This window comes from Rhodococcus sp. BH4, from assembly GCF_002079265.1.
Taxonomy (GTDB): Bacteria; Actinomycetota; Actinomycetes; order Mycobacteriales; family Mycobacteriaceae; genus Rhodococcus_F; species Rhodococcus_F qingshengii.
This window is the reverse complement of record NZ_CP014942.1, coordinates 298424-323786: the sequence shown is the minus strand read 5'-3', so window position 1 is coordinate 323786 and position 25363 is coordinate 298424. Positions and strand designations below refer to the sequence as shown.

Genomic DNA, 25363 nt, shown 5'->3' with positions numbered 1-25363 from the left:
TCTGCAGCGCGCTTCCGTAGCTGACACTCTAAGTCGGTGTGACGTAGTTTACAAGGTTATCTAAATATTCGAAGTAATTTGTTAAATAGATGGCAAAGGCCCGGGCTGCGCAGTACAGTGCGCGGCCCGGGCCTGGTGGGGAGACGGCGGTCAGTCGAAGAGGTCGACGATTGTCTTGTCGCCGGCGTTTTCGCGGAACAAGCCGCGGCCCGCGACCTGCATGTGGGCGGTCCAGTGGTTCTGTGCCCCAGGTGCGTCGCCGGTGTCGATGAGCGCAACCAACTTCTCGAATGAACGGCACGCACGATTCAGGTATTTTTCGGGGTCCTTCATTCGTGCACCCTTGGCGAGGGTTTGTTCGTGATGTGTTCGGACGATGTCTTGAAGTACCCCGGACTGGGCTGCCAGAGTGTTGTTTCCGGCTCGTTGGGTGATGAGTTGATGGAACGTCGTAGTCAGCGCGGACCATCGGTACATTGCGGCGGAATTCGTGAGGTCGCCGGCGGTTAGCTCACGCAGCTCGGCGATGAGTTTTCGCAGATCCACGATGTCGTCGTCAGTATGGTTTTCCGCGAGCAGGCGGGCGCAATACGGCTCGGAAACTGTCCGGGCCTCGTAGACGTCCGCGACGGTAGTTCCCTGCAATTGGAGAAGGAGCCCGACGTAGCGTGCTGCGACTCCGATGTTCGGGGTCATGATCGTTGCGCCGCCACGGGTTCCGCGGCGGCTTCCGATCAAGGATTCGGTCTCGAGGATACGCACGGCTTCGCGCAATGTGGGGCGGGAGACGCCGAACTCCTCCATCAATTGCGCCTCGGTGGGGAGAACGTCGCCCGCCGTCAGCACGCCGTGCACAATCCGGCTGCGAAGCCGCATGGCCACTAGTTCTGCCGTCTTCGGCGTTCGGATCGTGCCGACGGTATTCAGCTCGCTGACTCGGCTATTGAGGCTCACGTCAGGCAGCTTACCTCTATATACAAGATTTCTTTGTTGTACAACTTCCGACATTTTTCAACAGACATCTTTCACTAAGTCAACTTTGTATGTAGGGTGATTCGTATCGAAGGAGACGGAGTCGGGCTCGCCAAGACGGCCGTAGCCACCGTTCTCTGTTTTCGACCCTTGATTGTGGAGGTTTTGATGACGACATCCGAGAAGACGGAAGACAAGTCGGCGGCGGCGCCGGAGGTGTACACCTTCCGCGACGAGGACATTCAACGTGCGCGTGATCTGGTCGGTGTTTATCACGCTGTCACGCAGCGCGAGCACTTCACGAGGGCTACGCCTGACGTGATTCGCGCATTCGCGCGCAGCTACGGCGACGATAATCCTCTGTTCGTGGATGAGGAGTACGGACTCGATACCCGTTGGGGTGCACAGATTGCGCCTCCGATGATCAACATCGGTCTGACCAAGGAACTGTTGGCCGATCCGATTCCGAAGGATCAGCGTCGCCCGTCCTTCCGCGGCATCCACGTTTTCGTGTCCGGAACCACGACCGAATGGTACCGGCCGGTGTACGACGGCGACACCCTGTACTCGTTCCAGGGTTTCAGTAACGTCGAGCTCAAGGAATCCGAGTTCGCCGGCAGATCCTTGATCGTGACCCGCTCGCACGTACAGATGAACCAGCGCGGTGAGATCGTTCAGATTCAGAACGTCATCACGATTCACACCGAGCGTCACGAATCGAAGAAGCGTAACAAGTACCAGGCCATCGAGCCGGCAATCTACACGCCCGAGGATATCGCGAAGATCGACGCGATCTACGAGGCCGAGGTGCGTCGCGGCGCAGAAAAGCGTCATTGGGAAGACGTCGAGGTGGGCGAAACCCTCGGTGTCATGGCCAAGGGTCCGCTCTCGGTCACTGACATGGTCGTATTCCATTCCGGCGGTTACGGATTCGCTCCCTACACGCCCAGCACAAGCCGTCTCACGTACAAGAACCGTCAGCGGATCAAGCCCTTCTACATCGAGAACGAGCAGGGCATTCCCGATGTGGCGCAGCGCATTCACTGGGACAGTGACTACGCACGTTCGATCGGCCTACCGGCCGCGTACGACTACGGCATGATGCGTGACTGCTGGCTGACCCACTACCTCACCGACTGGATCGGTGACGACGGCTGGATCGTCAAGATGTCCAGCCAGATGCGCAAGTTCAACTATCTCGGGGATTCGCACACATTCACCGGCGAGGTTGTCGGCAAACGTGTCGAGGGTGATCGGTACCTGGTCGACATCGAATTCCGCGGCACCAGTCAGCGCGGCGAGGTTACGTGCCCGGCCACCGCCACGGTGTCGCTTCCGAGTCGCGCGGCAGGCGCCGCCGGTCTGCCTACTCCGCCGGAGGACGTGGCAGCAATCGCTACTGCGATGCTTGTCCGCAACGGAGAGCTTCGTGCCGCCCGCCGCAACGGCGACAAGTAGCTAACCGCCTGCAGTCTCAGATTTGGCTCAGCACGTCGTGGGTGGTCCTCGACGTGCTGAGCCGTTCTCTTGCTATGTAGGCAACCATGCACAATGCGCCGCAGCCGTCGAATTTGTATCGACCGCTGCGGCGCATCAGTTTTGCGCTCTCTGGATTACGGAATGCTGCCGCGGTATCGTGCGGAGCGATACGGCGCCGGCCAACGCATTTCGGACTTCAGTTCGACTGCGGCCTTGTACGGCCAGTGTGGTTCACGCAGAAGCAGTCTGCCGAACATGACAACGTCGGCAGCGCCGTCGACGAGGAGCTGCTCGGCTTGTGCCGCTTCGGTGATCAGGCCCACCGCGGCAACAGGAATGGAGCCTGATTCGCGGACGGCGCGAGCAAACGGAACCTGGTAACCGGGGCCCACCGTGATCTTCTGGTGGGCAACCATGCCGCCGCTCGAGACATCGATCAAATCGACACCGGTGCCTTCGAGCCGCCGTGCGAGGAGGGCACTGTCGGCGATGCTCCAGCCATCGTCAGCCCAGTCGCTGGCCGAGATCCGCACGAAGAGTGGAATGCCCTCGGGGATAGTCGATCTGATAGCGGCAATGACCTCGAGAAGTAGACGACAGCGATTTTCGAAGCTGCCGCCGTAATGATCGGTTCGCTGATTTGCGAGTGGTGACAAGAACTCGTTCATTAGGTAGCCGTGCGCAGCGTGAATCTCGATGACTCGGAAGCCTGCCTCGATTGATCGTGCTGCTGCGGCGGCGTACAGAGCGACTACCTCAGCGATCTCGGAGTGGTCGAGTGCGTGGGGGACAGGTAATCCTTCGTAGGCGATGGCGGACGGTGCGATAGTCTCCCAACCGCCTTCTTCGGCAGTGAGGGCGCCACGTCCGCGGGTGGGCACGTGAGTGCTGGCCTTGCGGCCGGCATGCGCGAGTTGGATCGCCGGGACGGCGCCTTGTTCGGCAATGAATCGATTGATCCGGGCGAAGGATTCGGCCTGTTCGTCGTTCCATATACCAGTGTCCTGCAGGCAAATTCGACCGACAGGGTCGATGGCGGTAGCTTCGCACATCACCATCGCAGAGCCGCCGCGTGCCATTCCGCCGAGATGAGCCAGGTGCCAGTCGGTGGGGATGCCGGATTCCGACGCGGAATACTGTGCCATCGGCGCTACCCAGATTCGGTTCTGGAATGTGACCTCGCGCAATGTGATTGGTGAGAACAAGAGACTCTGTGTCATATGGTGCCTATCTCCGATAGCTACGGTCTACACCGTGCAGATGTAGAAAGATAACTAAGTATACCGTGAATGTCGGTGGACGCTGTGCGGTATGCGCTAGTCGAGAATGTCACGCACCTGCAGGTCTTCGCACCCTGCGAGCAGGCCGTCGCGTGCGACAACCATGTGCCTTATCCAGTGTTCGCACGCGCCGTCGGCATCGTGTGCTCGGAGTAGCTTGACCAGTCGTCGGCAGGACCGGATGTGGAGCGCATAGTTCGATTCGTATTGCTCTCGATCCGTAGCGCTCTTGGCGGTCGTCACTGTGTTGATATGACGCTCGCTGATCTCGTTGAGCATTCCTGCTATGAGTGCCAGTGTTGTGTTTCCCGCGAGTTGAACCATGCGAAGGTGGAATGCCGAGGTGCCTGCGGCCAAGTCGTTTTCGGAGAAAGCTCGCGGTATCACCTCGTCGATCATTTGCTCCAGTTCTGCGAACGACTCTTCGGTTCCGGTGGTGGCGAGGAGTAGAACTGCAGCGGGTTCGATGGCTTCCCGGGCGACGAACACGTCGGCAACCGTTGCGCCGGAGAGTTCGAGGAGTAGTGACGCGGGCCGGGCAACGATCTCAGGTCCTGGCACACAGACTCGTGCACCGGAGCGCGACCCCCTCCGGACCTCTACCAGTCGTTCCGATTCGAGAACCCGCACTGCTTCTCGCAGCGTAGGTCGACTAACTGAGAAATGCTCCATCAGTTCGGCTTCGTGAGGAAGGTGGTCGCCGTCGGTCAGATTTCCGTCGACGATCATCCGCCGTAGATTCCTCGCAACCAATTCTGCTGTTTTCGGTGTTCGGATCGGGCGCACGGTGGTCGTACCTCGCGCCTCGAAAATTGTGGAGTGCGACGTATCGGCCACTGGATACCTCCGGATATTGGGCGGTGGGCTGGTGTGTGATTTGTAGGTGAAACGCTGTCATTGAGGGCTGTAGATGTTGTGCGAGAACAAAATTGCGCCATCGCGTGATCCGCCTGCCGAGACCGACTGGTGCCAGCATATCTAACTATGTGATAGAAGTCATGTTTCTTCATGGAAAGTCCGGGACTATGTCACGAGGTCGACGGTTCACCCTTGACATCCACCTCAAAAGGCAGAACCATATTCTGAGAATCTGCTTCTCGATAATTGCGGTGCGCCGGCAATGCGGGGCGATCGAATCCTTGATGGAAGGAACTACCAATGCAGCAAACCGAACACGAGACCTTGGTTCGGGAACTGGCATCACGCACCGCCGTAGCGGCAGAGAAGTGGCGTGCCGGCACGACGGTCACCGATGTGCGCGCCCTCACCGGAGGTGCCTCGAGCCTGACGTTCATCGCAGAGCTCGAGCATGGTGGCCTTTCTGAATCCGTCGTGCTCAAAGTGGCACCTCCAGGACTCGCGCCGCTGCGCAATCGAGATGTGATCCGCCAGGGGCGCGTCATGAATGCACTTCAGGGCAAGTTCGGAGTCAAAGCCCCGATCGTCCGTTTCGACGATTCGGGTGACCCACCGAACGTTCCGCCCTTTGTCGCGATGGAGGTCGTGCCAGGCGAATGCGTGGAGCCACTTCTCGAGGCGGAGCGCGTTCGCGACGCGGAGTCCCGAAGGCAAACTCGTGCCCGGTTCCTCAGTGCGGCCCGGATGCTCGGCCACCTGCACCGCGTGAATCCGTGCGATGTCGGTTTGGGTGACGAACCCGTAATGGAGCTTTCAGGCGAGATCGATCGCTGGACAAGGGCATTCGAGACTCTTCCCGACGATCTCCGGGGGGATTTCCAGGCATGCGCTCAGGCGCTGCACGAGACGATGCCAGTCGCACTTCCGCCGGTCGTCAATCACGGTGACTACCGACTCGGCAACACATTATGCGAAGGCGATGCCGTCACCGCGATCATCGACTGGGAAATCTGGTCGGTCGGCGACCCCCGCGTCGACCTGACCTGGCTGACGTACTTCACCGATGAAGCAAAGCATCCTGCCGCAGCGGGAACGGGACCCTGCGGTGCGCCGACTGTCGCGGAGGTGGTCCGTGAGTACGAGCAGGCGCTAGGGCGATCGGTTCCGGATATCGATTGGTTCAATGCACTCACTCGGTACAAGGAGGCTGCCGCGACAGGCCTGCTGATCAAGCGTGCTCGGAAAGGCGGAATCGTGAATTCGTCGTTCACGCTCATGGAGCCGGAGCTGCCGAACCTGTTGTCCGAAGCGATGTCTCTGATCGGGCGCTGATGAACTGATGGCGAGAATGCCGATAGAACATGGGAAAGTGCGTGAATACGCACTTGCAACTGACAATTTCGCGTCGACATACTTGGATGACATTGACGCGGTTATTCCGCCGACGTTTCTTTCCACTGTTGTCTTCTGGGAATCGTTGACATCGGTCTTCGATTTTCCGGAGACGGTTGCGGCGCTACGGGATGCGGGAATTAGCGCGGACGTACGACGACTACTTTCTCTCGAACAGGAATACATTTACCACACTGAACTGCCACGGGCAGGGCAGGTGCTCTACACCTCGATCCGGTTCGACAGGATCGAAGAGAAGATGTCGTCAGCAGGGCGAATGATCATGGTGCATTTTGTCGTGGAGTTCCGGTCCGAAGATACGGTCGATGGCGTGAGCAGGTTACGCGCCGAATGTCGCTATACATCAGGGTTCATGGCCGATGTCCAAGCCGGGGACCCTCCCGCGGGCAAGTTGGGGGCGCGCCGTGATCGAGCGTAGGGGTGTTGATTCGGAGTCTCCGATGGTGTTGCCGTCCAGGAAGTTCGGTCCGATTACGATGAATTCCATCGTGCGGTACCAGGGCGCGAGTGGTGACTTCAATCCGATGCATCATGATGACGAGTTGGCTCGTTCGGCAGGGTATCCGTCGGCATTCTGCGTCGGGATGTTGGGTGCAGGCTATCTTGCGAGCTATTGCACGGAAATCTTTGGGGTGGGCACTGTTCGGAGGTTTCGGACTCGTTTTCGCAAGCTGGTGTTTCGGGGGGAAGTGCTCTCAGCGGTGGGAGAGTTCGTCGAGATTCGGGTTGACGACGGTCGGCGAGTTCTTGTTGTCGAGGCGCGACTTACCGATAGGCGATCAGATGTCGTTGTCGAGGCGGCGGCAGAGTTCGATGGCGGTATATTTTGACGCAGATCCGGTCGCAGTTGGTCGATCACCCGACGTAGTTCGGGTGGTCGACGTCGTCGAGGATGTCGAGGCGATCGGGGTGTGGGCGCCACCCAAGTTCGCGGCGAGATCTGACTGCACGTGAGCGACTGCAGACGCTGAAGGCGATAAGTGCAGTGAACTTGTCCCAGAACGTGATTGCTTCGCCGAGGTCGACACTTCTCGTCGGAACGTCCAGAACCCTGGCGACGCCTTCCGCGAGGGTTCGAAAGTTCGTTTCTCCTGATACCGCGTGATACAGCGCACCAGCGGAACCCTTCTCCACTGCCAGGTGGAAGAGTTCGGCTACATCGTCGACATGAACATTCGAATACAAGTTGAGGCCGCGACCGATGTAACAGACCGCATCCGTTGCTGCGGCGGACCGATAGAGGCCGTCGATCATCGGGCAACCGCCTCGGCCCCAGATCATCGAGGGGCGCACCACCATTGTTCTGATTCCGCGATTAGTGGCCTGTCGGACCAGGTCTTCGGTGTCGCGGCGTGCGCCGATGTACTTGGACGGGACGAAGTGGTCGTCCTCCGCGAATGTATCCTCGCTCCATTCCCCGTCCGTACGTTGCGAGAGCACTCCGGTTCCGGAGGTGAAGACGAAGGTCTTGCCGGTTCCTTCAAGGGCATCGAGAATCGTTGAGACAGTTTTTTTTTCAGGTTCGAGCATGAGTTGGGCAGCGTAGATGACCGCATCGGCTTCGAGGATTGCGGGAAGGAGCGATTCGAGTGCGGTGAGGTCGCCGTTGATCGGCATTGCGCCGAGATTCCGAAGGCGCTGCGCGGCAGCCGCATTGCGTACGAGTCCTCGAACCTCGTGATTTCCGATGAGGAATCTTTCGACGATGGACGAGCCAAGGTAGCCGCCCGCTCCGATAACCAACACATTCATCGGCTTACATCCAGTCTGTTAAGTAATGGGTTACTGAGTAAACCATGTGGGAAGGGGTTGTCGGTCGGAAGGTCTTGCGGGTGCATGAGATAGTCGGCTCGAGGCGAACTCCGCCCGGTGGCTGAGATGAATTCGAGGATCGCGATGACTGGCAATGATGAACTGACGCGCGCGGAGCCGACTGCGCGCACGTCGTGGCGGAATCGGGACTGCGACCCGCGGCTGGCCGAGTCCTTTGTGGACTTGGCAGGTGCTGTACGTGAGTTTCAGAATCAATTAGCGGGTGCGAGGCCGCCGTCGGAACTTTCGGCAGATTTGGCCAACAGGGTGCGGGCAATGGCGCTCGAGCTGGCGCAGTTTCAGGTTCCGGAGCGAAATGCAGTGTTCGGTCACGTCGATGTTCCTGGCCGCGCACAAACTTTGTCGCCGGTATTCACGTCGACGCGATGGGATCGTGACGGCGTGGCCGGGGTGGTTCGGTTCGGGCGGTTCTATCTCGGTGGTAACGGCGCAGTTCACGGCGGCGCAATTCCGTTGATCTTCGATGAGGTTCTCGGCAGGCTCGCTAACACGGATCGGCGGCCTTCGCGGACCGCCTACCTGCATGTGAACTATCGGGCGATCACGCCGCTCGATACAAATCTGAGTATCGAGGCCCGCTTCGAGCGGGAAGAGGGCCGAAAGCGTTTTCTTGCTGCGGAACTCAGGGTCGGTGATGTGGTGGTTGCGGAAGCTGAAGGGCTGTTTGTTCAGTTGAATCCGGGCCAACCCTGACTCGGTTGCATGTCGTGATTCGGAGCTAGGATGGAAATACATTGCTTCGGGCCCACATAGTGCACTATGTTATCTAGGTATAGGGACTGCCTAGGAGGCTGAATCGTGGAAACGCTAGTAGTGGAACGTAGTGGCGGCGTGGTGACGGTGACGCTGTCCCGTCCGGACAAGAAAAATGCGCTTACCCCGACAATGTTCCGAGAACTTGTCGAGGTCTTCACCGAGGTCGAGAACAATCCGGATGATCGCGTTCTGGTTCTCACCGGGGCGGCCGGAGACTTCTGTTCGGGTGCGGACCTGGCCGGACTACGTGGTGACGCTCTCAAGTACATGGCGATTGCTCACGAAGTTCCACGGGCGTTGCATGCCTTGACAATTCCGACGATAGCGAAGGTGGATGGCGTTGCCGTGGGCGCCGGTTGGAACCTCGCGCTCGGGTGCGATCTGGTAGTGGCGACCGAGCGGGCCCGGTTCTCGCAGATCTTCGTGCGACGTGCGCTGTCCTTGGATTTCGGAGGATCCTGGTTGCTGCCTAAGCTTGTAGGCATTCAGAAGGCGAAGGAGTTGGCCTTCTTTGGTGACATCATTTCGGCGGCCGACGCAGCTGAACTGGGACTGGTGACCAAGGTCGTGGCTGTCGAGGAGCTCGACCCAACAGTCGATCTCATGGCGGCTCGCTTGGTAGGGGGCCCCGCGCAGGCAATCTCGCTGACGAAGCAGTTGCTGAATGCATCGGCCGACGGCGGCGGGCTCGAAGTAGCTCTCCGACACGAAAGTCATGTACAGGCAAACAACATCAATGGAGAAGAGGCCCAAGAGGCCAAGGATGCATTCATGGAAAAGCGAGATGCGGTCTTCTTTCGTCCGGTGAAGGTGTAGGAGCGCACGATGTTGAAGACAAGATTCACCGAGGAATTCGGTGTCGAGCATCCCGTCGTTCAAGGCGGAATGATGTGGGTCGGCCGCGCGGAGTTGGCGGCTGCAGTCTCCGAAGCTGGTGGCTTGGGCATCATCACAGCGCTGACGCAGCCGACGCCTGAGGACCTGACGGCCGAGATCGCGAAGGCGCGGGCGTTGACGGACAAGCCGATCGGTGTGAATCTCACGTTGACGCTGTCGATCAATCAGCCTCCGTACGAGCAGTATCGCCAGGCGATTATCGATTCCGGTGTCGCGATCGTGGAGACGGCCGGCTCCAATCCGGCTGTGCATGTGGAGCATTTCAAAGAACACGGCATCAAGGTGATTCACAAGTGCACCAGTGTTCGTCATGCGCTCAAAGCGCAGTCGCTCGGTGTCGATGCGGTCAGCATCGACGGTTTCGAGTGTGCGGGTCATCCGGGTGAGGATGATGTTCCGGGTTTGGTGTTGATTCCGGCTGCGGCTGATGCTTTGTCGATTCCGTTCATTGCGTCGGGTGGTTTTGCCGATGGTCGTGGTTTGGCTGCGGCGTTGGCGTTGGGTGCGCAGGGAATCAACATGGGGACGCGGTTCATGTGCACCGAGGAGTCGCCGATTCATCAGAAGATCAAGGAGCAGATTGTCGGGGCGTCGGAGTTGGATACGCAGCTCATTTTCCGGCAGTTGCGGAACACGATGCGTGCGTCGAAGAACTCCGTCAGTGAAGAGGTTGTCGACATCCTCGGCAAGGGTGGGCGGTTCAGGGATGTTCAGGATCTGGTGGCCGGTACTCGTGGCCGTAAGGTGTATGAGAACGGTGATTCGGAGGCCGGTATCTGGACTGTCGGGATGGTCCAAGGCTTGATTCGAGACATCCCGGGTGCGGGGGAACTTGTCACTCGAATCGTCTCGGATGCGGAGGTGATCATCCGGTCGCTGAATTCGGTGTTGATAGACCCTGTTCCGGCATCCTGACACATGCGTCACAATCCGAGATCAATGGAACTCGACACCTATCCTGTTCGTCGTACTTTGGTACTCACCTACGACGACATGGATGCGGTCGGCCATGTGAACAATGTTGCGTTCGCAAAGTATTTTCAGGAAGGCCGGGTCCTGCTTCACCGTGCGGTAGACGAATTGGCTTTGGTTGCGTTCAACGAGCGAATGCTGCTCGCGCACGTCGAAATCGACTACCTGGCTGAGATGCGTTATCCCGGAGAGATTCAGTTGGGTATCGGTATTGCGAGAATCGGGCGAACTTCGGTGACACATAGCGCAGCGCTGTTTCAGAACGGCCGATGCACTGCTCTGTCGAATTCGGTTGACGTCAAGACCAACGCCGACGGATCAGCAGTGCCGGAATTTTCTGCGGAGCATCGAACGATCATGGAAAAGTTTCTGCTGGACATATGATTTCGGGACCGGGTGGACAAAGTCCATCCGGTCCCGAAGTTTGATCGCTTCAAGGAGACTAGACTGGACCCATCCGGATTGCGCCGTCGATTCGGATGGTTTCGCCGTTGATCATTGCGTTGTCGACGATCGAGAGTGCCAGCTTGGCATACTCCGCTGGGTAGCCCAGACGCGCGGGATGGGGTACCTGACCGGCCAGGCTTTCGCGAGCCCTGTCCGAAAGATTGTTCAGGATAGGCGTTTCGAATGTTCCGGGAGCGATCGTGACTACGCGAACGAATTTGCGTGCCAGGTCTCGCGCAGCGACAAGCGTCATGCCGACGATGCCAGCCTTCGCGGAAGCGTAAGGAACCTGGCCGATCTGGCCTTCGAATGCTGCCACGGAAGCTGTCATGATGACGATCCCACGCTCGCCGTCGATCGTCTCGTTCTTGACCATCCGGGCTGCGGCCAGTCGGAGAACGTTGAAGCTGCCGATCAGATTGATCGTGACAACTTCGCTATAGAGTTCCAAACTTCCTGGTTCGCCGTCTTTTTCGACGACTCGTAGTTTTCCGCCGCGTCCGGCGCAGTGCACGACGGCGCGCAGCGGCGCGGATTTCTCGGCTTCCGCCAGTGCTGCGTCGACGGCTTCCGCGTCACGGACATCAGCTGGCATGAATGTGGCGAGTTCGCCCAATTCCTTTGCTACGACGGCACCATTCGACGTTGGGAGGTCGATGATGACGGTGGGAACGCCGCGTGCAATGAATGCCTCTGCGGTGGCGCGTCCCAAACCGGATGCCCCACCGGTGACGGCGGCTGACGCATGATCCAAAATCATGGAGAACCTTTCTCGTTGAATACTGTTTACGTACACGTAGTTATACAGGTAAGCTTCGTATTGAATCAACGGTCATGGATATGGCAGGTGGTCGCTGTCGGTCCGGAGGAAAGTAGGAAACGGCGTGCGCACAGCTCTGTACAACGAGGATCACAGCGCATTCAGGGAAATGGTTCGCGGGTTCATCGCCCGGGAGGTTGCCCCTGTATTCGAGGATTGGATGGAGCAGGGGCACCCGCCTCGAGAGTTCTACAACAGGCTCGGTGAGACAGGAATTCTCGGTATCCAGGCTCCCGAGGAGTTCGGTGGCGGCGGTGAGAAAAGCTTCAAATACAATGCGATAGTTATCGAGGAATCGGCCTCTGCCGGTGTGTCTTTCGGAAATTTCTCCGTGCATTCCAATCTTATTCTCCCGTACCTCACGACCTACGCGAGTGCGCAGCAGAAGAAACGATGGTTGCCGGGATTCGTCAGCGGCGAGACGATGTTTGCCATCGCGATGACGGAGCCGGGTGCAGGCTCCGATCTTGCAGGTATCTCGACCTCGGCCGTTCTGTCGGACGACGGATCGCATTACATCCTCAACGGGTCGAAGACCTTCATTTCCGGAGGGGCACTTGCCGATCGTGTTCTTGTTGTGTGCAGAACCGCTCAGGCAACCCCTGAGGATCGGCGTCGCGGACTCACGATTCTGGTGGTCGATGCGCACACGGTGGGCTATGCGGTGGGTCGTAAGCTCAAGAAGATCGGCTTACAGGCGCAGGACACGGCAGAGTTGTCCTTCGTAGATGTTCGGGTGCCGGTAGAAGACCGACTTGGCGACGAGGGCGCGGCATTCACCTACCTGACGCACAACCTTGCGCAGGAGCGATTGACTATCGCGTTGGGTGGTGCAGCCTTTGCGTCGGCCGCGCTCACACACGCGCTGGAATACACCGCGGAGCGCAAGGTTTTCGGCAAGCCGGTGTCGTCCTTCCAGAACTCGAAGTTCGTCCTCGCCGAGTGCGCTGCCGACGTCGACGCCGTCAACCTGATGGCTGACCGTGCGCTCGAGTTGCACGATGCGGGAGAACTTACCGTCGCCGATGCGGCCAAAGCGAAGCTGTTCTGCACAGAAACCGCCGGCCGTGTCATCGACAAATGTTTGCAACTGCACGGCGGCTACGGCTACATCCTCGAGTACCCGATCGCACGGCTGTATGCCGATACGCGAGTCTCCCGGATCTACGGCGGCACCAGCGAGGTCATGAAAACGATCATCGCTAAGTCGCTCGGTATCTGAACCTGCTCGCGGCCTCAGGGCTGCGGGCAGGCAGAATGCATCAGGTCGGAACCATCCGAAACCAGGAGGTGTCCGTGCTGGATGCACGATCGTGGATTGCTGATGTCCTTCTTGCCGACGGTGGGGTGGTTCGGCTTCGCCCGGCACAGATCGCGGACCGCGATTCACTCCGGGCCATGTACGGGAGGCTGTCGAGCCACACCATCGAGATGCGCTTCTTCGGTCCGGCGACGCACTTGCTCGAGATCGACATCGATCGTGTTGTCACGTCGGACGGTAATTCTCGGGTAGCGCTTCTCGCAACCCTCGGCGAGTCTGTGGTTGCGGTGGCGTACTACCAGCGTTCATCCAAGGATCCGTCTACTGCTGAGATCGCCTTCATCGTCGAGGATGCCCAGCAGCATCGGGGGATGGCCTCGATCATCCTCGAGCATTTGGCGTCGATTGCTCGCGATCAAGGCATCGTGCACATGATTGCGGAGATCCGACCGGACAACAAGGCCATGATTTCGGTCTTTCGTCAGATCGGGTTTGCCGTCAATACCAGGCTCGACGACAGCGAGATTCACGCGACCATCGATCTGGCGGACACCGAGCGCTCGCTCGAAGTTGCGCGAGCGCGTGAGCATGCGTCCGAGGCGCGCTCGGTGGCGAGACTCTTGAATCCCGGTTCCATAGCGGTCATCGGAGCGAGTCGTCATCCCGGTTCGATCGGCAACGAGATTTTTCGTCACTTGCTTGATTCCTCCTTCGAGGGGCCCACATTTCCGGTGAACCCCGCTGCGCGGCACATCGCCGGAGTTCACGCCTATCCCAGCGTGGTCGATGTACCCGGGATTATCGACGTGGCGTTTGTGGCCTTGCCGGCCGAGCATGTCTTCGAGATCATTCCGGACTGCGCTAGCAAGGGAATTCACTGTTTGGTGTTGTTTTCGAGCTTTTCGGAAACGGCTGGTGGTCGTGAACGTCAGGAGCGGGCGGTGGAGTTGGCGCGCGCCTACGGGATGCGAATCGTCGGTCCGGAGTGCATGGGCATCATCAACACCGATCCCGCTGTTTCCTTGAACGGAACGCTGGTCGATACGTTTCCGATGCGCGGCCGCGTCGGGTTTTTTGCTCAAAGTGGTGCGCTCAGTGCGGATATTCTGGCCAGAGCAATGCTTCGGGGAATCGGTGTCTCGACCCTGGTATCGGCTGGCGCTCGCGCCGACGTTTCTGTCAACGATCTGCTGCAGTACTGGCTCGACGACGATGCGACCGACTGTGTTCTGCTGTATTTGGAGACAATCGGCAATCCTAAGAAGTTTGCACGCCTGGCGCGTTCGGTCTCCCGGCGCAAACCGCTGATTCTGGTGCAGGCAGTTTCGCCGCAGGACCGCAGTAGGAGCTTGGTGATGTTCCGCCAGGCCGGTGTCCTGAGAGTCGACTCGCTCAGTGAATCCCTCGATGTTGCCGCGCTGATCTCGACTGGGCGCCTTCCTCGAGGAAATCGTGTGGCGATCATCGACAACACCACGTCGATCGGTGCGATTGCAGCGGCCGCGTGTGAGGTTCACGGGCTTGCGGTCATGGGACTGCAACACCTCGGCGCTGCTGCACCGATCGACGAGTTCCGCTCTGCGCTGGCTGAAGTACTCGCGAATCCGGAGGTGGATTCGGTGGTAACCACATTTTTGACGCCAGTCGGGGATCGCGGTGAGGCAGGGCTGGTGATCGAAGAACTTTCGGCGCTTACCGAGAAACCGGTCCTGGTGATCACAGCGGGGGAACTGCCTTCCGGAGTTCCAGCCTATTCGTCGCCTGAAGATGCGGTACGTGCACTCGGGCACGTCGCTGCGTATGTCGAATGGTTGAGTTTGCCCACCGGAGGTGTTCCCTCTCTGGACCGTATCGACCGCTCGAAGGCGAGTGCCGCACTGTCCACTGCGGAGCGGTCGGGTGAATCCGAACTCTCAGAACACATACTCGTCGACGTGCTTGACGCCTACGGGCTTGGTCTGCGTCCTGATTCGGCGGAACCGGAAATTCGTGTCGTCGCACGGGTTGCGGACGATGACCTGTTCGGGCGTGTCCTCTCGTTCGGGCTTGACGGCGTCTATTCCGAACTCTTCGGAGATGTCTCCTGGCGGGCATTGCCGATGACCGATGAAGATGCTGCACGAATGATCGATGATATCGATTCGGCACCTTTGCTTTTCGGCTACAACGACGGCCCTGTTGTAGATCGGGATGCTCTGGAAGAATTCTTGATAAGGATGAGTCGGGTCGGTTTCGATCATCCACGGCTCGCCAGCCTGGAGGTTGTGGCGCGGTGCAGTGAATACGGCGTTCATGCGATCAGTGCCGAGGGGTGGATCGCCAATCCGCAGCATCTTGACGATGCTCCGAGGCGAATGTTGTAGTGTTTCAGCATTTTTCGACAACAGGTCGACCAGGTGCGCTATGTTGAGTTGAATTGCCGACAAGTGAAATCGAGGTTGACATGACTACAGGCGACGGTGCTCGCGCTCCGTACGGTGATTGGACTGGTACGCCGTACCTCTCGCTGGTTCGGCAGGGGCCGTTTGCAACCCTGACCGTCGATCGGCCGGACAGTCGCAATGCCATGACCAATGCGATGTACTACGGAGTGCGTTACGCGAGTTCTGTTGTGGACGACGACCCCGATCTGGCTGGTCTGCTCATCACCGGAACCGGTGATGTTTTCATTCCCGGTGGAGATCTTGGCCGAGCGACGCCGGACAGTTGGATGGACTTCTCGCATCTTGGTGCCAGCCTTCTTCCGTTCGATACCTTGCGACAATCGCTCAAGCCGGTCGTGACGGCGGTCAACGGTATCTGTCAGGGCGGCGGATTGATGATCGCCCTCTGCTCGGATGTTTCAGTGGTGAGCGAGCGTGCGACTTTCCGTGTGCCGGAGCTACTTCGAGGCATTGCAGATCTCTATTACGCCCAGATGCTCCCGGCAGTCATTGGCCCGGTGCGGACGCGAGATCTCATGCTCACGGGCCGCGTACTTACGGCGCACGAAGCGATGGATTGGGGTCTGGTCTCACGCGTCGTTCCGCACGCAGACCTGATGGATGCGGCAACTGAGGCTTTGGAGCAGTGCTGCCAGAGTGCGCCGGATGCGCGTTTACAGATGAAGCGTGCCCTCGACGCTCATGTGGGACTGTACGACAGGATGGGAATGGCAGCGAGCTTGCGGGGCCCAGAGTTTGTCGAGGGCTTTGCGGCTTTCAAGGAACGGCGCTCGCCGAATTGGGTTCCCGAGGCTCTCCGGACTGACGCTCGACTGTGACGCGCTGGTTGAGATTGATAACTCACCAGGCGGTCATCAACCTCGACCGTGACTGATACAGAAATAGTGTCGCCCATCGTGATTCAAGATGTTTGGTCCATAGCTCCGCAGCTGCATCAGGTGGCGCGGTAGGCAATGCCGTCAACAGTTCGGACGATCCACGTCGGACACCCTTGTAGTAGGACAGCGTACTTTGTGGATTTTCTGCCATATCCGTCCAATTTCGCACTGCGGGCGGAGTGAGCAGCTGGTAGAGGGTGTCTGCGAGAAGCAATAGCGTGGGTGACCCGGCCATTCGGACCAATGCACGGTGAAACTCGAACAGCGAGGCGGGGAAGTTCCCGGATTCGTAGGCCGGCCACCAATTCGAGTCGAGAATGTCGTGCAGGGCAACAACCTCGGTCTGTGTACGGGTGTCGGTCGTTATCTTTTCTGCAATCATCCGGACCGACGCGACTTCTACGGAGACACACGCCGTCAGTACGTCGGCGACACTGGCTTTCTGCAGGGCGAGCAGCAAAGAAGCCGGGCGTGCCACTGTTTCCGCCCCGGGTCGGCAAATACGAATTCCGATCCGTGCGCCGTACCGCGAATCAACCAGACCATCGGATTCCAGGATTCGGACTGCTTCGCGAATGGTGGGAACGCTGACACCGAAGCGGGCGCAGAGATCGTTGGGTGTAGGCAACTTCTCCGACGCGGCGAGTGCGCCGTCGATAATCATACGACGCAATTCACGCGCGACCAGCTCCGATGTTTTAGGTGCGCGTATCGCGTGAGGTCCGTTCTTGTCCGAGATGTGGCGTGGCGGGGACTTCGTGAAGATGTCGATGGTTCACGCTCCAATCTCAAAACGGTTTAACTATTTGTACTATGTTCCATCTGGGGTGGAGTTGCAACCCTGCGCAGTGTGCGATTGTGCCAAACCGGACCGAGCGGAAGCGGCGACCTAAGATGACACTTGTGAATGCCGAGGATCTCCGAACGCGCCGGTCGACGGTTCTGTCGAACTCGGCTGCAGTGATCCGGACGCCCAAGGCTGCCGAAGTGATCGCGGATCGATTGCGCAGCCGGATCGTGAGAGGCGAAATCGCGTCGGGCGAAATGCTGCCGTCGGAGAAGCTGCTGATGGTGGAGTTCGCGGTGTCGCGCCCCACGTTGCGCGAGTCGTTTCGGATTCTCGAGAGCGAAGGCCTGCTGAAGGTCTTGACTGGTGCACGCGGTGGGCCACAGGCGCAATTGCCCGGTCTCAGTGTCGCTGCGAGGCATATTGGTCTGTATCTACAGGTGCAGGGGACGACGCTCGAGGACCTCCTCGAGGCGCGAACAGCGTTCGAGCCGTTGTGTGCTCGGTTTCTTGCGCTTCGCTGCTCCGTGGACGGACTGGCGGCGATGCGTGCCTGTGCCGGTGAGTTGGCGTCGATGCTCGAGCGTGGGCTCGACGATGTCGCGGACTTCACGGCTTGGGTAGAGCTGACTGCTGAGTTCCACGATCTCATTGCCGATCATTGCGGGAACAAGACGCTCGGTGCCCAAGCGCACGCGCTGCGTGAAGTGGCACAGGCACATCGGCGAATGGGGATTCGTCAGCGCGTCGATCGAGGCGACAATCTCGACGCGCACACCTTTGCGCCGTTGACGGTCGATGCGTACGTGCAGCTCGTGGATCTCGTAGAGGCCCGTGATGCGGACGGTGCGGAGCTTCACTGGCGACGGCACCTCGGCACCGCCGCAAGCATCATTTTCGAGTCGAGGGATCGATCGACTCCCATCAGTCTCTTTGACTGATTTGTAGTCTCTCCGCCTTCGAACTGCCTGACTGCAACGAAACTTGTTTGCTACGAGTCGCTTTCGGGATGATCCCGATGGTGGGATTAATCAATGGGTAACGAATTTGCCTAAATTGGGTAGTGACGTACGCAACAATGACTGCTATCCTGGTGCACATAGATAAACAAGTTCAATCCTTCTAGATGAGCTTCGCACCCACTCAGGAGTCGAAATGCCACTTCAGGACCACATGCACCTGATCTCCACTGATGATCATCTGATCGAGCATCCCAAGCTTTGGTCGGATCGCCTGCCCAAGAAGTTTCTCGAGGCCGGCCCCAGGATTATCGAGAAGGAGATGCCCAAGTCGATCCATGTCGGAGACGGCGGCAAGGCAATCGGGTCCGGCACGAAGATCGCTGAGGTTTGGGAGTACGAGGGCCGAATCTACCCGTACATCGGCCTGAACGCGGTGGCCGGAAAGGCGCCCGAGGAGTTCGGTGCGGAGCCGACGCGGTACGAGGACATGATCCCCGGCTGCTACGAGCCGAAGGCTCGAGTTCAGGACATGGACATTGACGGAGTGCAGGCCACCCTGTCGTTCCCATCGTTTCCGAGGTTTGCCGGCACAGTCTTCCTTGAGGCAAACGACAAGGAGTTGGCGCTGCTGAGTGTCCAGGCGTGGAATGACTACGTCCTCGACGAGTGGTGTGCCTACGCGCCGGATCGCTTGATTCCGTTGACTATTCTGCCGCTGTGGTCGGTGGAAGAGTGTGTGAAGGAGATCTACCGCACCGCAGCGAAGGGATCGCGGGCTATTGCGTTCCCGGAGAACCCTGTTCCATTGGGGCTGCCGTCATTCCATACCAACCACTGGGACCCGGTGTTTGCTGCTGCGGTCGAGACCGGCCAGCCCCTGTGCATTCATTTCGGTACGTCCGGCAAGGCTCCCATCACCGCCCCCGAGGCGCCGATGGCTGTGATGACGGCTCTGTTCGGCTGCAATTCCATGTACGCGACTGCCGACCTGTTGTTCTCTCCGGTGTTCCACAACCACCCGAACCTGAAGTTCATGCTGTCCGAGGGCGGCATCGGTTGGGTTCCCTACATGCTCGAGCGCATGGACGGTGTGTGGGCAAAGCACCGTTTCTACCAGAACATCAATCAGACGGTGAAGCCGTCGGAGTTGTTCGCCAAGCACCTGTTCGGGTGCTTCATCGATGATCAGTTCGGTATCGACAACCGCCACGCGGTCGGGATCGACAACATCACTTGGGAGGGCGATTACCCGCACTCCGATTCGAACTGGCCCAACAGTCGCAAGATCGTGCATGACCAGATGATCAAAGTTCCGGATGACGAAGTTCACCGGATCGTCGAGCTCAATGCTCGCACGCTGCTCAACTTTCCGCGCACCAGCTGAAAAGGACTGCTCCCATGGAAGAGCACATTGAGCAGCTGCCCTATGCAGACTGGGTTGACCAGGACCTGCTGACCCGAGATCTTGCACGTTCCTTGCTCGACACCGAGATCGAGGCAGAGAACGACCGCATTCGGCGCTTCGACGCCGGCGAACGTGGCGGCGACCTGATCATGACCAGAGCCGATATGCAGCGTCGCGTCGACGCCATGATTGCCATCCGCGACCGATCTCTTTGACAGCAACCGGTTTCCGGTTGATCGACCAGAACCACAGGAGTATTACCGTGCAATCAGTTGACACCGGACGCCCGCTTCCACAGCCGACGTTGTCAAGTGCGTCGTTCTGGGCATCGGGCGAGGACGGAATTCTTCGCATCGCTCAGTGTCGGTCTTGCGAACAATGGATACATCCACAGTCCGTGGTGTGTCCGAAGTGTCGTGGGCGCGACATCGGTATGGCTGCGACGTCCGGCAAAGCGGTTGTCATCGGATTTACCGTCAACGTTCAGCAATGGCTACCCAAGTTCCCGCCCCCGTATGTTGTTGCGGTAGTTGCGATCGACGAGGATCCGTCGGTTCGGCTGACAACCAACATCGTCAACTGTGATCCTGCTGATGTACGGATCGGGACCAAGGTTCGAATCCTCTTCGAACAAGCAGATGACGATATCTGGTTGCCACTTTTCGAACCCGATCCCGATGCCCAGGGTGAGCTCGGCGAACTTCCGGAGCCGGACGACTACAAGAGACACCTTCGGCCGATGGTGTCCGCGAACAAGTTCGAGGACAAAGTCGCGATCACAGGTGTCGGTCAATCGCAGGTGGGTCGACGGCTGATGGTCGATCCACTGTCTCTCACCGTCGATGCGTGCCTGGAAGCGATCGCCGATGCGGGCTTGACGATCGATGACATCGACGGGCTTTCGACATATCCGGGTGCCTCCGCCGGCGGCATGTCCGAGGGCGGAATCATGGCATTGGAGGACGTCCTCCACATCCATCCGACCTGGGTGAACGGTGGCGGTGATCTTCCGGGACAGAACGGGTCGATCATCGCGGCGATGCTCGCGGTCGCTTCGGGACTGTGCAAACATGTCCTGTGTTTCCGGACGGTCTGGGAATCCTCTCACTCAGCCCTTCAGCGTGAAGGGCGTTGGCAGGCCGGCTCGGGACGAGCGATCGGAATGTTCGAGGAACGGGCACCGTACGGCGCGATGTCCGCGGCAAACTGGATCGCGTGTCAGGCTTCGCAGTATCTGCATCGCTACGGCGGCGACCGTGAGGCTCTGGGCTGGATCGCGGTCAACTCCCGCACTAACGCGGCTGCGAATCCTGAAGCTGTCTACCGAGATCCGATAACGATGGACGACTACCTGTCGGCTCGAATGGTTTCGACTCCGTTCGGACTCTACGACTGCGACGTACCTTCCGACGGCGCGGTTGCCGTGATCGTGTCCGCCGTCGACGCCGTAGTTCCGGGGCACCGCCCGGTCTTCGTCGAAGCTGTCGGAACTCAGATCATGGAGAGGTTGTCTTGGGATCAGGGAACGATGTCGCATCTGCCGCAGTCCCTCGGACCGTCGGCGCACCTGTGGAGTCGCACTGATCTCACTCCGGCAGATGTCGACGTTGCGCTGCTGTACGACGGATTTACATTCAATGCACTGTCGTGGCTCGAAGGCCTCGGTTTCTGCGAATTCGGTGGAGCACGTGAATTCATCGATGAAGGAAGAGGCATTGCAGTGGACGGCAGGTTGCCGCTCAATCCGCACGGAGGGCAGCTTTCTGCCGGCCGAACTCACGGATACGGACTGTTCCGAGAAGCAGTGCTCCAACTCCGTGACGAAGCGCCCGGCAATCAGGTTTCCAATCCGAAGGTTGCTGTCGTTACGGCCGGTGGTGGCGTTCCTTCCGGCGCAATACTGTTGCGTAACAGCTGAATCCGATCTCATTTCGCGGCCCACATCGGTGGGTTTGCTGCACGTGTCCGCGCGGCACCGATACTTCACGAATCAGGAGAGAATAATGCACCGTCCTATGGAAGGCGTCCGCATACTCGAGGTCGCCCAGTTCACCTTCGTCCCCGCTGCCGGCGCTGTGCTTGCCGACTGGGGAGCCGACATCATCAAAGTGGAGCACGCGGAGACCGGGGATGCCCAACGCGGCCTTGTTCGGGTGCTCGGACTGGCTGCGGGCAAGAACGGATCGTCGTTCGCACCGATCATGGAGGGGCCTAACCGTGGCAAGCGCAGTATCGGTATCGCACTGGACAAGCCGGAAGCGAAGCCGATTCTCGAAGAACTCATCAAGTCGAGTGACGTGTTTCTGACGAATTACCTGCCGAGCGTCGCAAAAAAACTTGGGATCACACTCGAGGATGTTCGAAAGATCAACCCGGACATCATCTATGTCTCCGGTAGTGGTTTCGGTAGCGAAGGCCCGGACGCAGACAAGGGCGGTTACGATTCCACTGCCTTCTGGGCACGTGGTGGCAGCGCCGACGGTACCACCCCCGACGACGCAGACTGTGTGAGCTTCATGCCGGCAGGGGCATACGGCGACTCCATCGGTGGCATGACGATCGCCGGCGGCATCGCAGCGGCACTGTACGGTCGGAAAGTGACGGGGGAACCGTCCTTCGTAGATGTTTCGCTACTTGCAGTGGGGGCGTGGGCAACTCAGTTCAACATCAATCTCGCCCTACTGACAGGAGGACCGCTGCCCAAGGTGCAGAAGACGACTGCCGCACCGGGTAATCCGCTGACCGGAAACTACCGCACGTCCGATCGTCGCTGGATTCAGCTCAGCATGCTTCAGCCCACCCGGTACTGGGGTGAGTTCGCTACGGTAATCGGACGCGAAGACTTGGTGGATGACAAGCGTTTTGCCACGATGGAATCCATGTTCGAGAACAAGGACGCCGCGACGAACATCATCGCCGACACCCTTGCTCAGCGGACGTACGACGAGTGGGTAGTGGCGTTCAAGGATATGAAGGGTCAGTGGGCTGCCGTCCAGGACGCTTGGGATCTTGGCAATGACGAGGCCCTAATCGCGAACGGCCGAATCGTCGATTTGATTGACGCGGAGGGAAATCCGCAGAAACTGGTCGCCAATCCCGTCAAGTTCGACAACGCGCCCGTGCAGATCACGCGTGCTCCGGGCTTTGCGGAGCATACCGACGAAATTCTGCGCGAACTGGGACTCGACGACGATGGCCTCATTGCGCTGAAGATCGCCGGCGCTGTTACCTAACTCCACCCATAGGTAGAACTTATTTCACCGAGCAAATCAGAGGTACTTTGCTTCTCGCCAGCGTCTCTGAGTTGCTCGGGCGATCAGCTATGCCTCGGCCGCGTGCCGCGGAGCAACCCAATACGTAGCCTTGCTACCTTCATCAGAGAGCGAGAATTCGCCGTGAATCGACGAGTCCGCATCAAGATCGGTGTCAGCACAGTCGCTGTTGCCATGGCATTGACAGCCTGCGGGGGTGGCGGAAACGCCACCAATGCCGGCGGTGGTTCTTCAGGTCCGTCAGCTTCCCAAGCGAATTCGGATGCACAGTTAAAGGTTGGGTTCACGGTGCCGACTCCGGCACTGAACCCACACAAGGTGGTCAGTGCTCCGGCAGCCTTCCCTTATCTGACGCCGATCTACGATCGCCTGACTCAGATGACGGACGTGGACGGCACTCTCACCCTCGCTCCGATGGTCGCCACCGAGTGGGCCTTCGCACCGGACGGAAAGTCGGCAACATTCACTTTGCGCGATGGGGTCACGTTCTCTGACGGTGCCGTGTTGGATGCCGCCGCCGTGAAAGCGACGCTCGATCATGCAAAGAATTCTCCGGGTTCCACTGTCGCAAACTACTTTTCGATGATCGACTCCGTCAATGTGATCGACCCGAAGCACGTTGAGATCAAGGTGAACCGCCAGGCTGCGGATCTTCCCTACGTTCTTTCCGGAGTTGAAGCTTCTTTGATCAGTCCGGCAGCGTTGGACAATCCTGACCTGGACGTCAAACCGGTGGGCTCCGGACCGTATGTCGCAACGGAGATCAAGATCGGTGATTCGGCCTCGTACGCACGCCGGGACGGTTACTGGGAGCCCGAGGCTCAGCTGGCGAAGACGATCAACATAAAGGGTTTTCCGGACGGAAACGCCAGGCTGAATGCACTTCGTTCTGGCCAGGTCGACATCATCAACTTCAGCGTCGGGCAGTATGCGCAGGCCACCAACCTGGGTAATGGGTTCGGGCACTTCGCCTACCCGCCCTCTCAGGTCTACTCGATGTACATGAACATCGACAGGCCCAACCTGAACAATCAGAAGGTCAGGCAGGCGCTGAACTTCGCCGTCGACCGTGAGGGAATCAACAAGTCGTTGCTGAACGGCCAGTGCACACCGACTTCACAACCGCTCACGGGGCCGATGGACGGATTCTCAGAGAATCCTCCGGTCGATTACACTTACGACAAGGACAAGGCCCGTAGCCTTTTGGCCGAAGCCGGCGTCACGAATCTGACCATCGATGCTTCCGTCGGTGCAGGTCTGTCGCCGCAGACCGACTTGGCTGCGGCACTCGCGGCTCAGTTCGGTGAGGTTGGCGTTACGTTGAACGTCCAGCCCTCCGACGTGATCGAGGCGATCACTCGCTACGCGCAGAAGGGGCAGGATTCGATGGTGCAGGTGCGTGTTTCGGATCCCAGCTCCGCGCAGTCGTTGGCGCGCAACTATGTCAACCCGCGTCAGTTCCCGGGGACAACCCCACCCGAACTCGTCAGTGCACTGGCGCCCGCATATGACCCGAGTACGTCGGCGAAAGACGTTACCGTCGCGCTCGAGAAGGCATCTTCGGTGGTCAACGAGCAGGCGTTGGATGTGTTCATCTGTGCGGTCGGAACGCAATTTGCATACTCGGACAGGGTAATCGGCGCAAATTCGATGGGTGTAGCCCACTACGCGGGATATCCGGATCTGCGTTATGTCGGTCTCTCGAAGTAACGCACAACTGGCGGCGTTCTCTGGCATCGCCGGACGGCGTGTAATTATCACCGGTGGTGCCAGCGGAATGGGCGCAGGGTTGGTAGTCGCTTTTTCGGCGCACGGCGCTCAGGTGGTCTCGCTCGATATCGAGGAATCTGTCGGCGCTGCTATCGCATCGGACGCCGGTGCAACTTTCGTCAAGTGCGATGTATCCGAACAGCTTTCAGTCGATGGTGCGGTCACCCGAGCAGTTGAGGATCTGGGCGGGTTGGACGTGCTCATCCATGCTGCCGGAATTGCGCCCGGGGCCTCTGCGGAATCGACGCCGGTCGATCTGTGGCGCCAGGCTCTCGACATCAACGCCACGGGAACGTTTCTGACGAACCAAGCGGCATTTCGCCACATGAAGGCAAGCGGCGGGCGAATTATCAACTTCTCCTCGGCGGCTGGCGCAAAGGGATATCCCGGAAAGTCGGCCTACGCGGCGAGCAAGGGTGCCGTCCTGGCCTGGGTGCGTTCGGTGGCAGTCGAATGGGCGCCCTTCGGAATTACGGTGAACGCGATTGCGCCGGCGGTCTGGACGCCGATGTACGACCGCACCAGAGCTTCGATGACTGAAGAACAGTTGGCGCAGCATGATCGAGATTTGATCGGCTCAATTCCGATCGGTGGCAAGCTCGGTGATATTGACGCTGATCTGGTTCCAGTACTCGAGTTTCTGGCGGGTGACGGTTCCAGGTTCATGACCGGACAGGTCTTTGCTGTGGACGGTGGCGGCCTGATGGTTCGCTGAATCGGAACCGCTGTCGTTGATGCTGTTCCTGCCCAGCTGAGTTGCAGTTCAATTCGAGGTGCCCCGGGGTGACGTGAGTCGACTCGGGGCACCTTTCAATACGTGCAGTCATAGTTGGCGAAATACAAAGTAAGCGAAGTCA

The 25363-nt window shown here is 59.0% G+C and carries 24 protein-coding genes; 18 read left to right on the top strand and 6 right to left on the bottom strand.

The annotated features are described in order from the left end of the window. Positions 1–150: 150 nt before the first annotated feature. Positions 151–954 (bottom strand): FadR/GntR family transcriptional regulator, encoded by an 804-nt coding sequence (locus tag A0W34_RS30865; RefSeq protein WP_232330092.1) that lies wholly within the window; start codon positions 952–954, stop codon positions 151–153. 186 nt (positions 955–1140) lie between these two features. On the opposite strand from A0W34_RS30865, the gene A0W34_RS30860 reads away from it, so the two are divergent. Then, a complete protein-coding gene (locus A0W34_RS30860; RefSeq protein WP_081559653.1) occupies positions 1141–2430 on the top strand; it encodes an FAS1-like dehydratase domain-containing protein in 1290 nt (429 codons plus the stop codon). 155 nt (positions 2431–2585) lie between these two features. On the opposite strand, the gene A0W34_RS30855 is transcribed toward A0W34_RS30860, so the two are convergent. Both A0W34_RS30855 and A0W34_RS30850 read right to left on the bottom strand, forming a co-directional pair. After that, complete coding sequence (locus A0W34_RS30855; RefSeq protein WP_081559259.1) at positions 2586–3671, bottom strand: NADH:flavin oxidoreductase/NADH oxidase; 1086 nt, start codon at positions 3669–3671, stop codon at positions 2586–2588. Between the two features lie 96 nt (positions 3672–3767). Next, positions 3768–4568, bottom strand: a complete 801-nt coding sequence (locus tag A0W34_RS30850) for a FadR/GntR family transcriptional regulator (RefSeq protein WP_081559257.1) — start codon at positions 4566–4568, stop codon at positions 3768–3770. A 321-nt stretch (positions 4569–4889) separates the two neighbouring features. Between A0W34_RS30850 and A0W34_RS30845 the strand changes: the two genes are divergently transcribed. The 3 genes from A0W34_RS30845 to A0W34_RS30835 are packed head-to-tail and all read left to right on the top strand — an operon-like array spanning position 4890 to position 6832. Continuing rightward, entirely contained in the window at positions 4890–5921 is a 1032-nt protein-coding gene (locus tag A0W34_RS30845; protein WP_081559255.1) for a phosphotransferase family protein, read from the top strand. A 7-nt stretch (positions 5922–5928) separates the two neighbouring features. Then, positions 5929–6420 carry an FAS1-like dehydratase domain-containing protein gene (locus A0W34_RS30840; RefSeq protein WP_081559253.1) on the top strand — a complete coding sequence of 164 codons (492 nt, stop codon included), beginning with the start codon at positions 5929–5931 and terminating at the stop codon, positions 6418–6420. Then, positions 6362–6832: a MaoC/PaaZ C-terminal domain-containing protein gene (locus tag A0W34_RS30835; RefSeq protein WP_332316386.1), complete on the top strand. Its 471-nt coding sequence runs from the start codon at positions 6362–6364 to the stop codon at positions 6830–6832. Before A0W34_RS30840 ends, A0W34_RS30835 begins: the two co-directional genes overlap by 59 nt. Before the next feature lie 25 nt (positions 6833–6857). Here the strand turns inward: A0W34_RS30835 and A0W34_RS30830 are convergent, their stop codons facing one another. Continuing rightward, positions 6858–7754: an NAD-dependent epimerase/dehydratase family protein gene (locus tag A0W34_RS30830; RefSeq protein WP_081559249.1), complete on the bottom strand. Its 897-nt coding sequence runs from the start codon at positions 7752–7754 to the stop codon at positions 6858–6860. 144 nt (positions 7755–7898) lie between these two features. On the opposite strand from A0W34_RS30830, the gene A0W34_RS30825 reads away from it, so the two are divergent. The 4 genes from A0W34_RS30825 to A0W34_RS30810 all read left to right on the top strand — a co-directional run bounded on the left by A0W34_RS30825 (position 7899) and on the right by A0W34_RS30810 (position 10844). Then, positions 7899–8528 (top strand): PaaI family thioesterase, encoded by a 630-nt coding sequence (locus tag A0W34_RS30825; RefSeq protein ID WP_232330091.1) that lies wholly within the window; start codon positions 7899–7901, stop codon positions 8526–8528. Between the two features lie 105 nt (positions 8529–8633). Further along, positions 8634–9407, top strand: a complete 774-nt coding sequence (locus A0W34_RS30820; protein WP_232330090.1) for an enoyl-CoA hydratase/isomerase family protein — start codon at positions 8634–8636, stop codon at positions 9405–9407. A 9-nt stretch (positions 9408–9416) separates the two neighbouring features. After that, on the top strand, positions 9417–10403 hold the full coding sequence (locus A0W34_RS30815; protein WP_081559245.1) for an NAD(P)H-dependent flavin oxidoreductase: 987 nt from the start codon (positions 9417–9419) through the stop codon (positions 10401–10403). Between the two features lie 24 nt (positions 10404–10427). Beyond that, a complete protein-coding gene (locus tag A0W34_RS30810; RefSeq protein WP_232330089.1) occupies positions 10428–10844 on the top strand; it encodes an acyl-CoA thioesterase in 417 nt (138 codons plus the stop codon). A 58-nt stretch (positions 10845–10902) separates the two neighbouring features. Here the strand turns inward: A0W34_RS30810 and A0W34_RS30805 are convergent, their stop codons facing one another. Next, positions 10903–11667: an SDR family NAD(P)-dependent oxidoreductase gene (locus tag A0W34_RS30805; protein WP_081559241.1), complete on the bottom strand. Its 765-nt coding sequence runs from the start codon at positions 11665–11667 to the stop codon at positions 10903–10905. A 124-nt stretch (positions 11668–11791) separates the two neighbouring features. Between A0W34_RS30805 and A0W34_RS30800 the strand changes: the two genes are divergently transcribed. From A0W34_RS30800 to A0W34_RS30790, 3 genes are all read left to right on the top strand, one after another. Then, positions 11792–12949, top strand: coding sequence for an acyl-CoA dehydrogenase family protein (locus A0W34_RS30800; protein WP_081559239.1), 1158 nt, complete (start codon positions 11792–11794; stop codon positions 12947–12949). 74 nt (positions 12950–13023) lie between these two features. Continuing rightward, positions 13024–15351 (top strand): bifunctional acetate--CoA ligase family protein/GNAT family N-acetyltransferase, encoded by a 2328-nt coding sequence (locus tag A0W34_RS30795; RefSeq protein ID WP_198035738.1) that lies wholly within the window; start codon positions 13024–13026, stop codon positions 15349–15351. Positions 15352–15431: 80 nt separating this feature from the next. Beyond that, positions 15432–16250: an enoyl-CoA hydratase/isomerase family protein gene (locus tag A0W34_RS30790; protein ID WP_081559649.1), complete on the top strand. Its 819-nt coding sequence runs from the start codon at positions 15432–15434 to the stop codon at positions 16248–16250. 22 nt (positions 16251–16272) lie between these two features. On the opposite strand, the gene A0W34_RS30785 is transcribed toward A0W34_RS30790, so the two are convergent. After that, positions 16273–16998, bottom strand: a complete 726-nt coding sequence (locus A0W34_RS30785) for a FadR/GntR family transcriptional regulator (RefSeq protein WP_269750135.1) — start codon at positions 16996–16998, stop codon at positions 16273–16275. Positions 16999–17204: 206 nt separating this feature from the next. Between A0W34_RS30785 and A0W34_RS30780 the strand changes: the two genes are divergently transcribed. The 7 genes from A0W34_RS30780 to A0W34_RS30750 all read left to right on the top strand — a co-directional run bounded on the left by A0W34_RS30780 (position 17205) and on the right by A0W34_RS30750 (position 25221). Continuing rightward, on the top strand, positions 17205–18038 hold the full coding sequence (locus A0W34_RS30780; protein WP_198035737.1) for a FadR/GntR family transcriptional regulator: 834 nt from the start codon (positions 17205–17207) through the stop codon (positions 18036–18038). Between the two features lie 214 nt (positions 18039–18252). Continuing rightward, positions 18253–19443: an amidohydrolase family protein gene (locus A0W34_RS30775; protein WP_081559232.1), complete on the top strand. Its 1191-nt coding sequence runs from the start codon at positions 18253–18255 to the stop codon at positions 19441–19443. A 14-nt stretch (positions 19444–19457) separates the two neighbouring features. Further along, entirely contained in the window at positions 19458–19679 is a 222-nt protein-coding gene (locus A0W34_RS30770; RefSeq protein WP_081559230.1) for a hypothetical protein, read from the top strand. Positions 19680–19699: 20 nt separating this feature from the next. Beyond that, positions 19700–21382: a thiolase C-terminal domain-containing protein gene (locus A0W34_RS30765; RefSeq protein ID WP_442971960.1), complete on the top strand. Its 1683-nt coding sequence runs from the start codon at positions 19700–19702 to the stop codon at positions 21380–21382. Positions 21383–21467: 85 nt separating this feature from the next. Further along, a complete protein-coding gene (locus A0W34_RS30760) occupies positions 21468–22697 on the top strand; it encodes a CaiB/BaiF CoA transferase family protein (RefSeq protein ID WP_081559226.1) in 1230 nt (409 codons plus the stop codon). 162 nt (positions 22698–22859) lie between these two features. Further along, on the top strand, positions 22860–24446 hold the full coding sequence (locus A0W34_RS30755) for an ABC transporter substrate-binding protein (protein WP_081559223.1): 1587 nt from the start codon (positions 22860–22862) through the stop codon (positions 24444–24446). Beyond that, positions 24427–25221 (top strand): SDR family NAD(P)-dependent oxidoreductase, encoded by a 795-nt coding sequence (locus A0W34_RS30750; RefSeq protein ID WP_081559221.1) that lies wholly within the window; start codon positions 24427–24429, stop codon positions 25219–25221. The genes A0W34_RS30755 and A0W34_RS30750 overlap by 20 nt, the downstream gene beginning before the upstream one ends. The last annotated feature ends 142 nt before the right edge of the window (positions 25222–25363 follow it).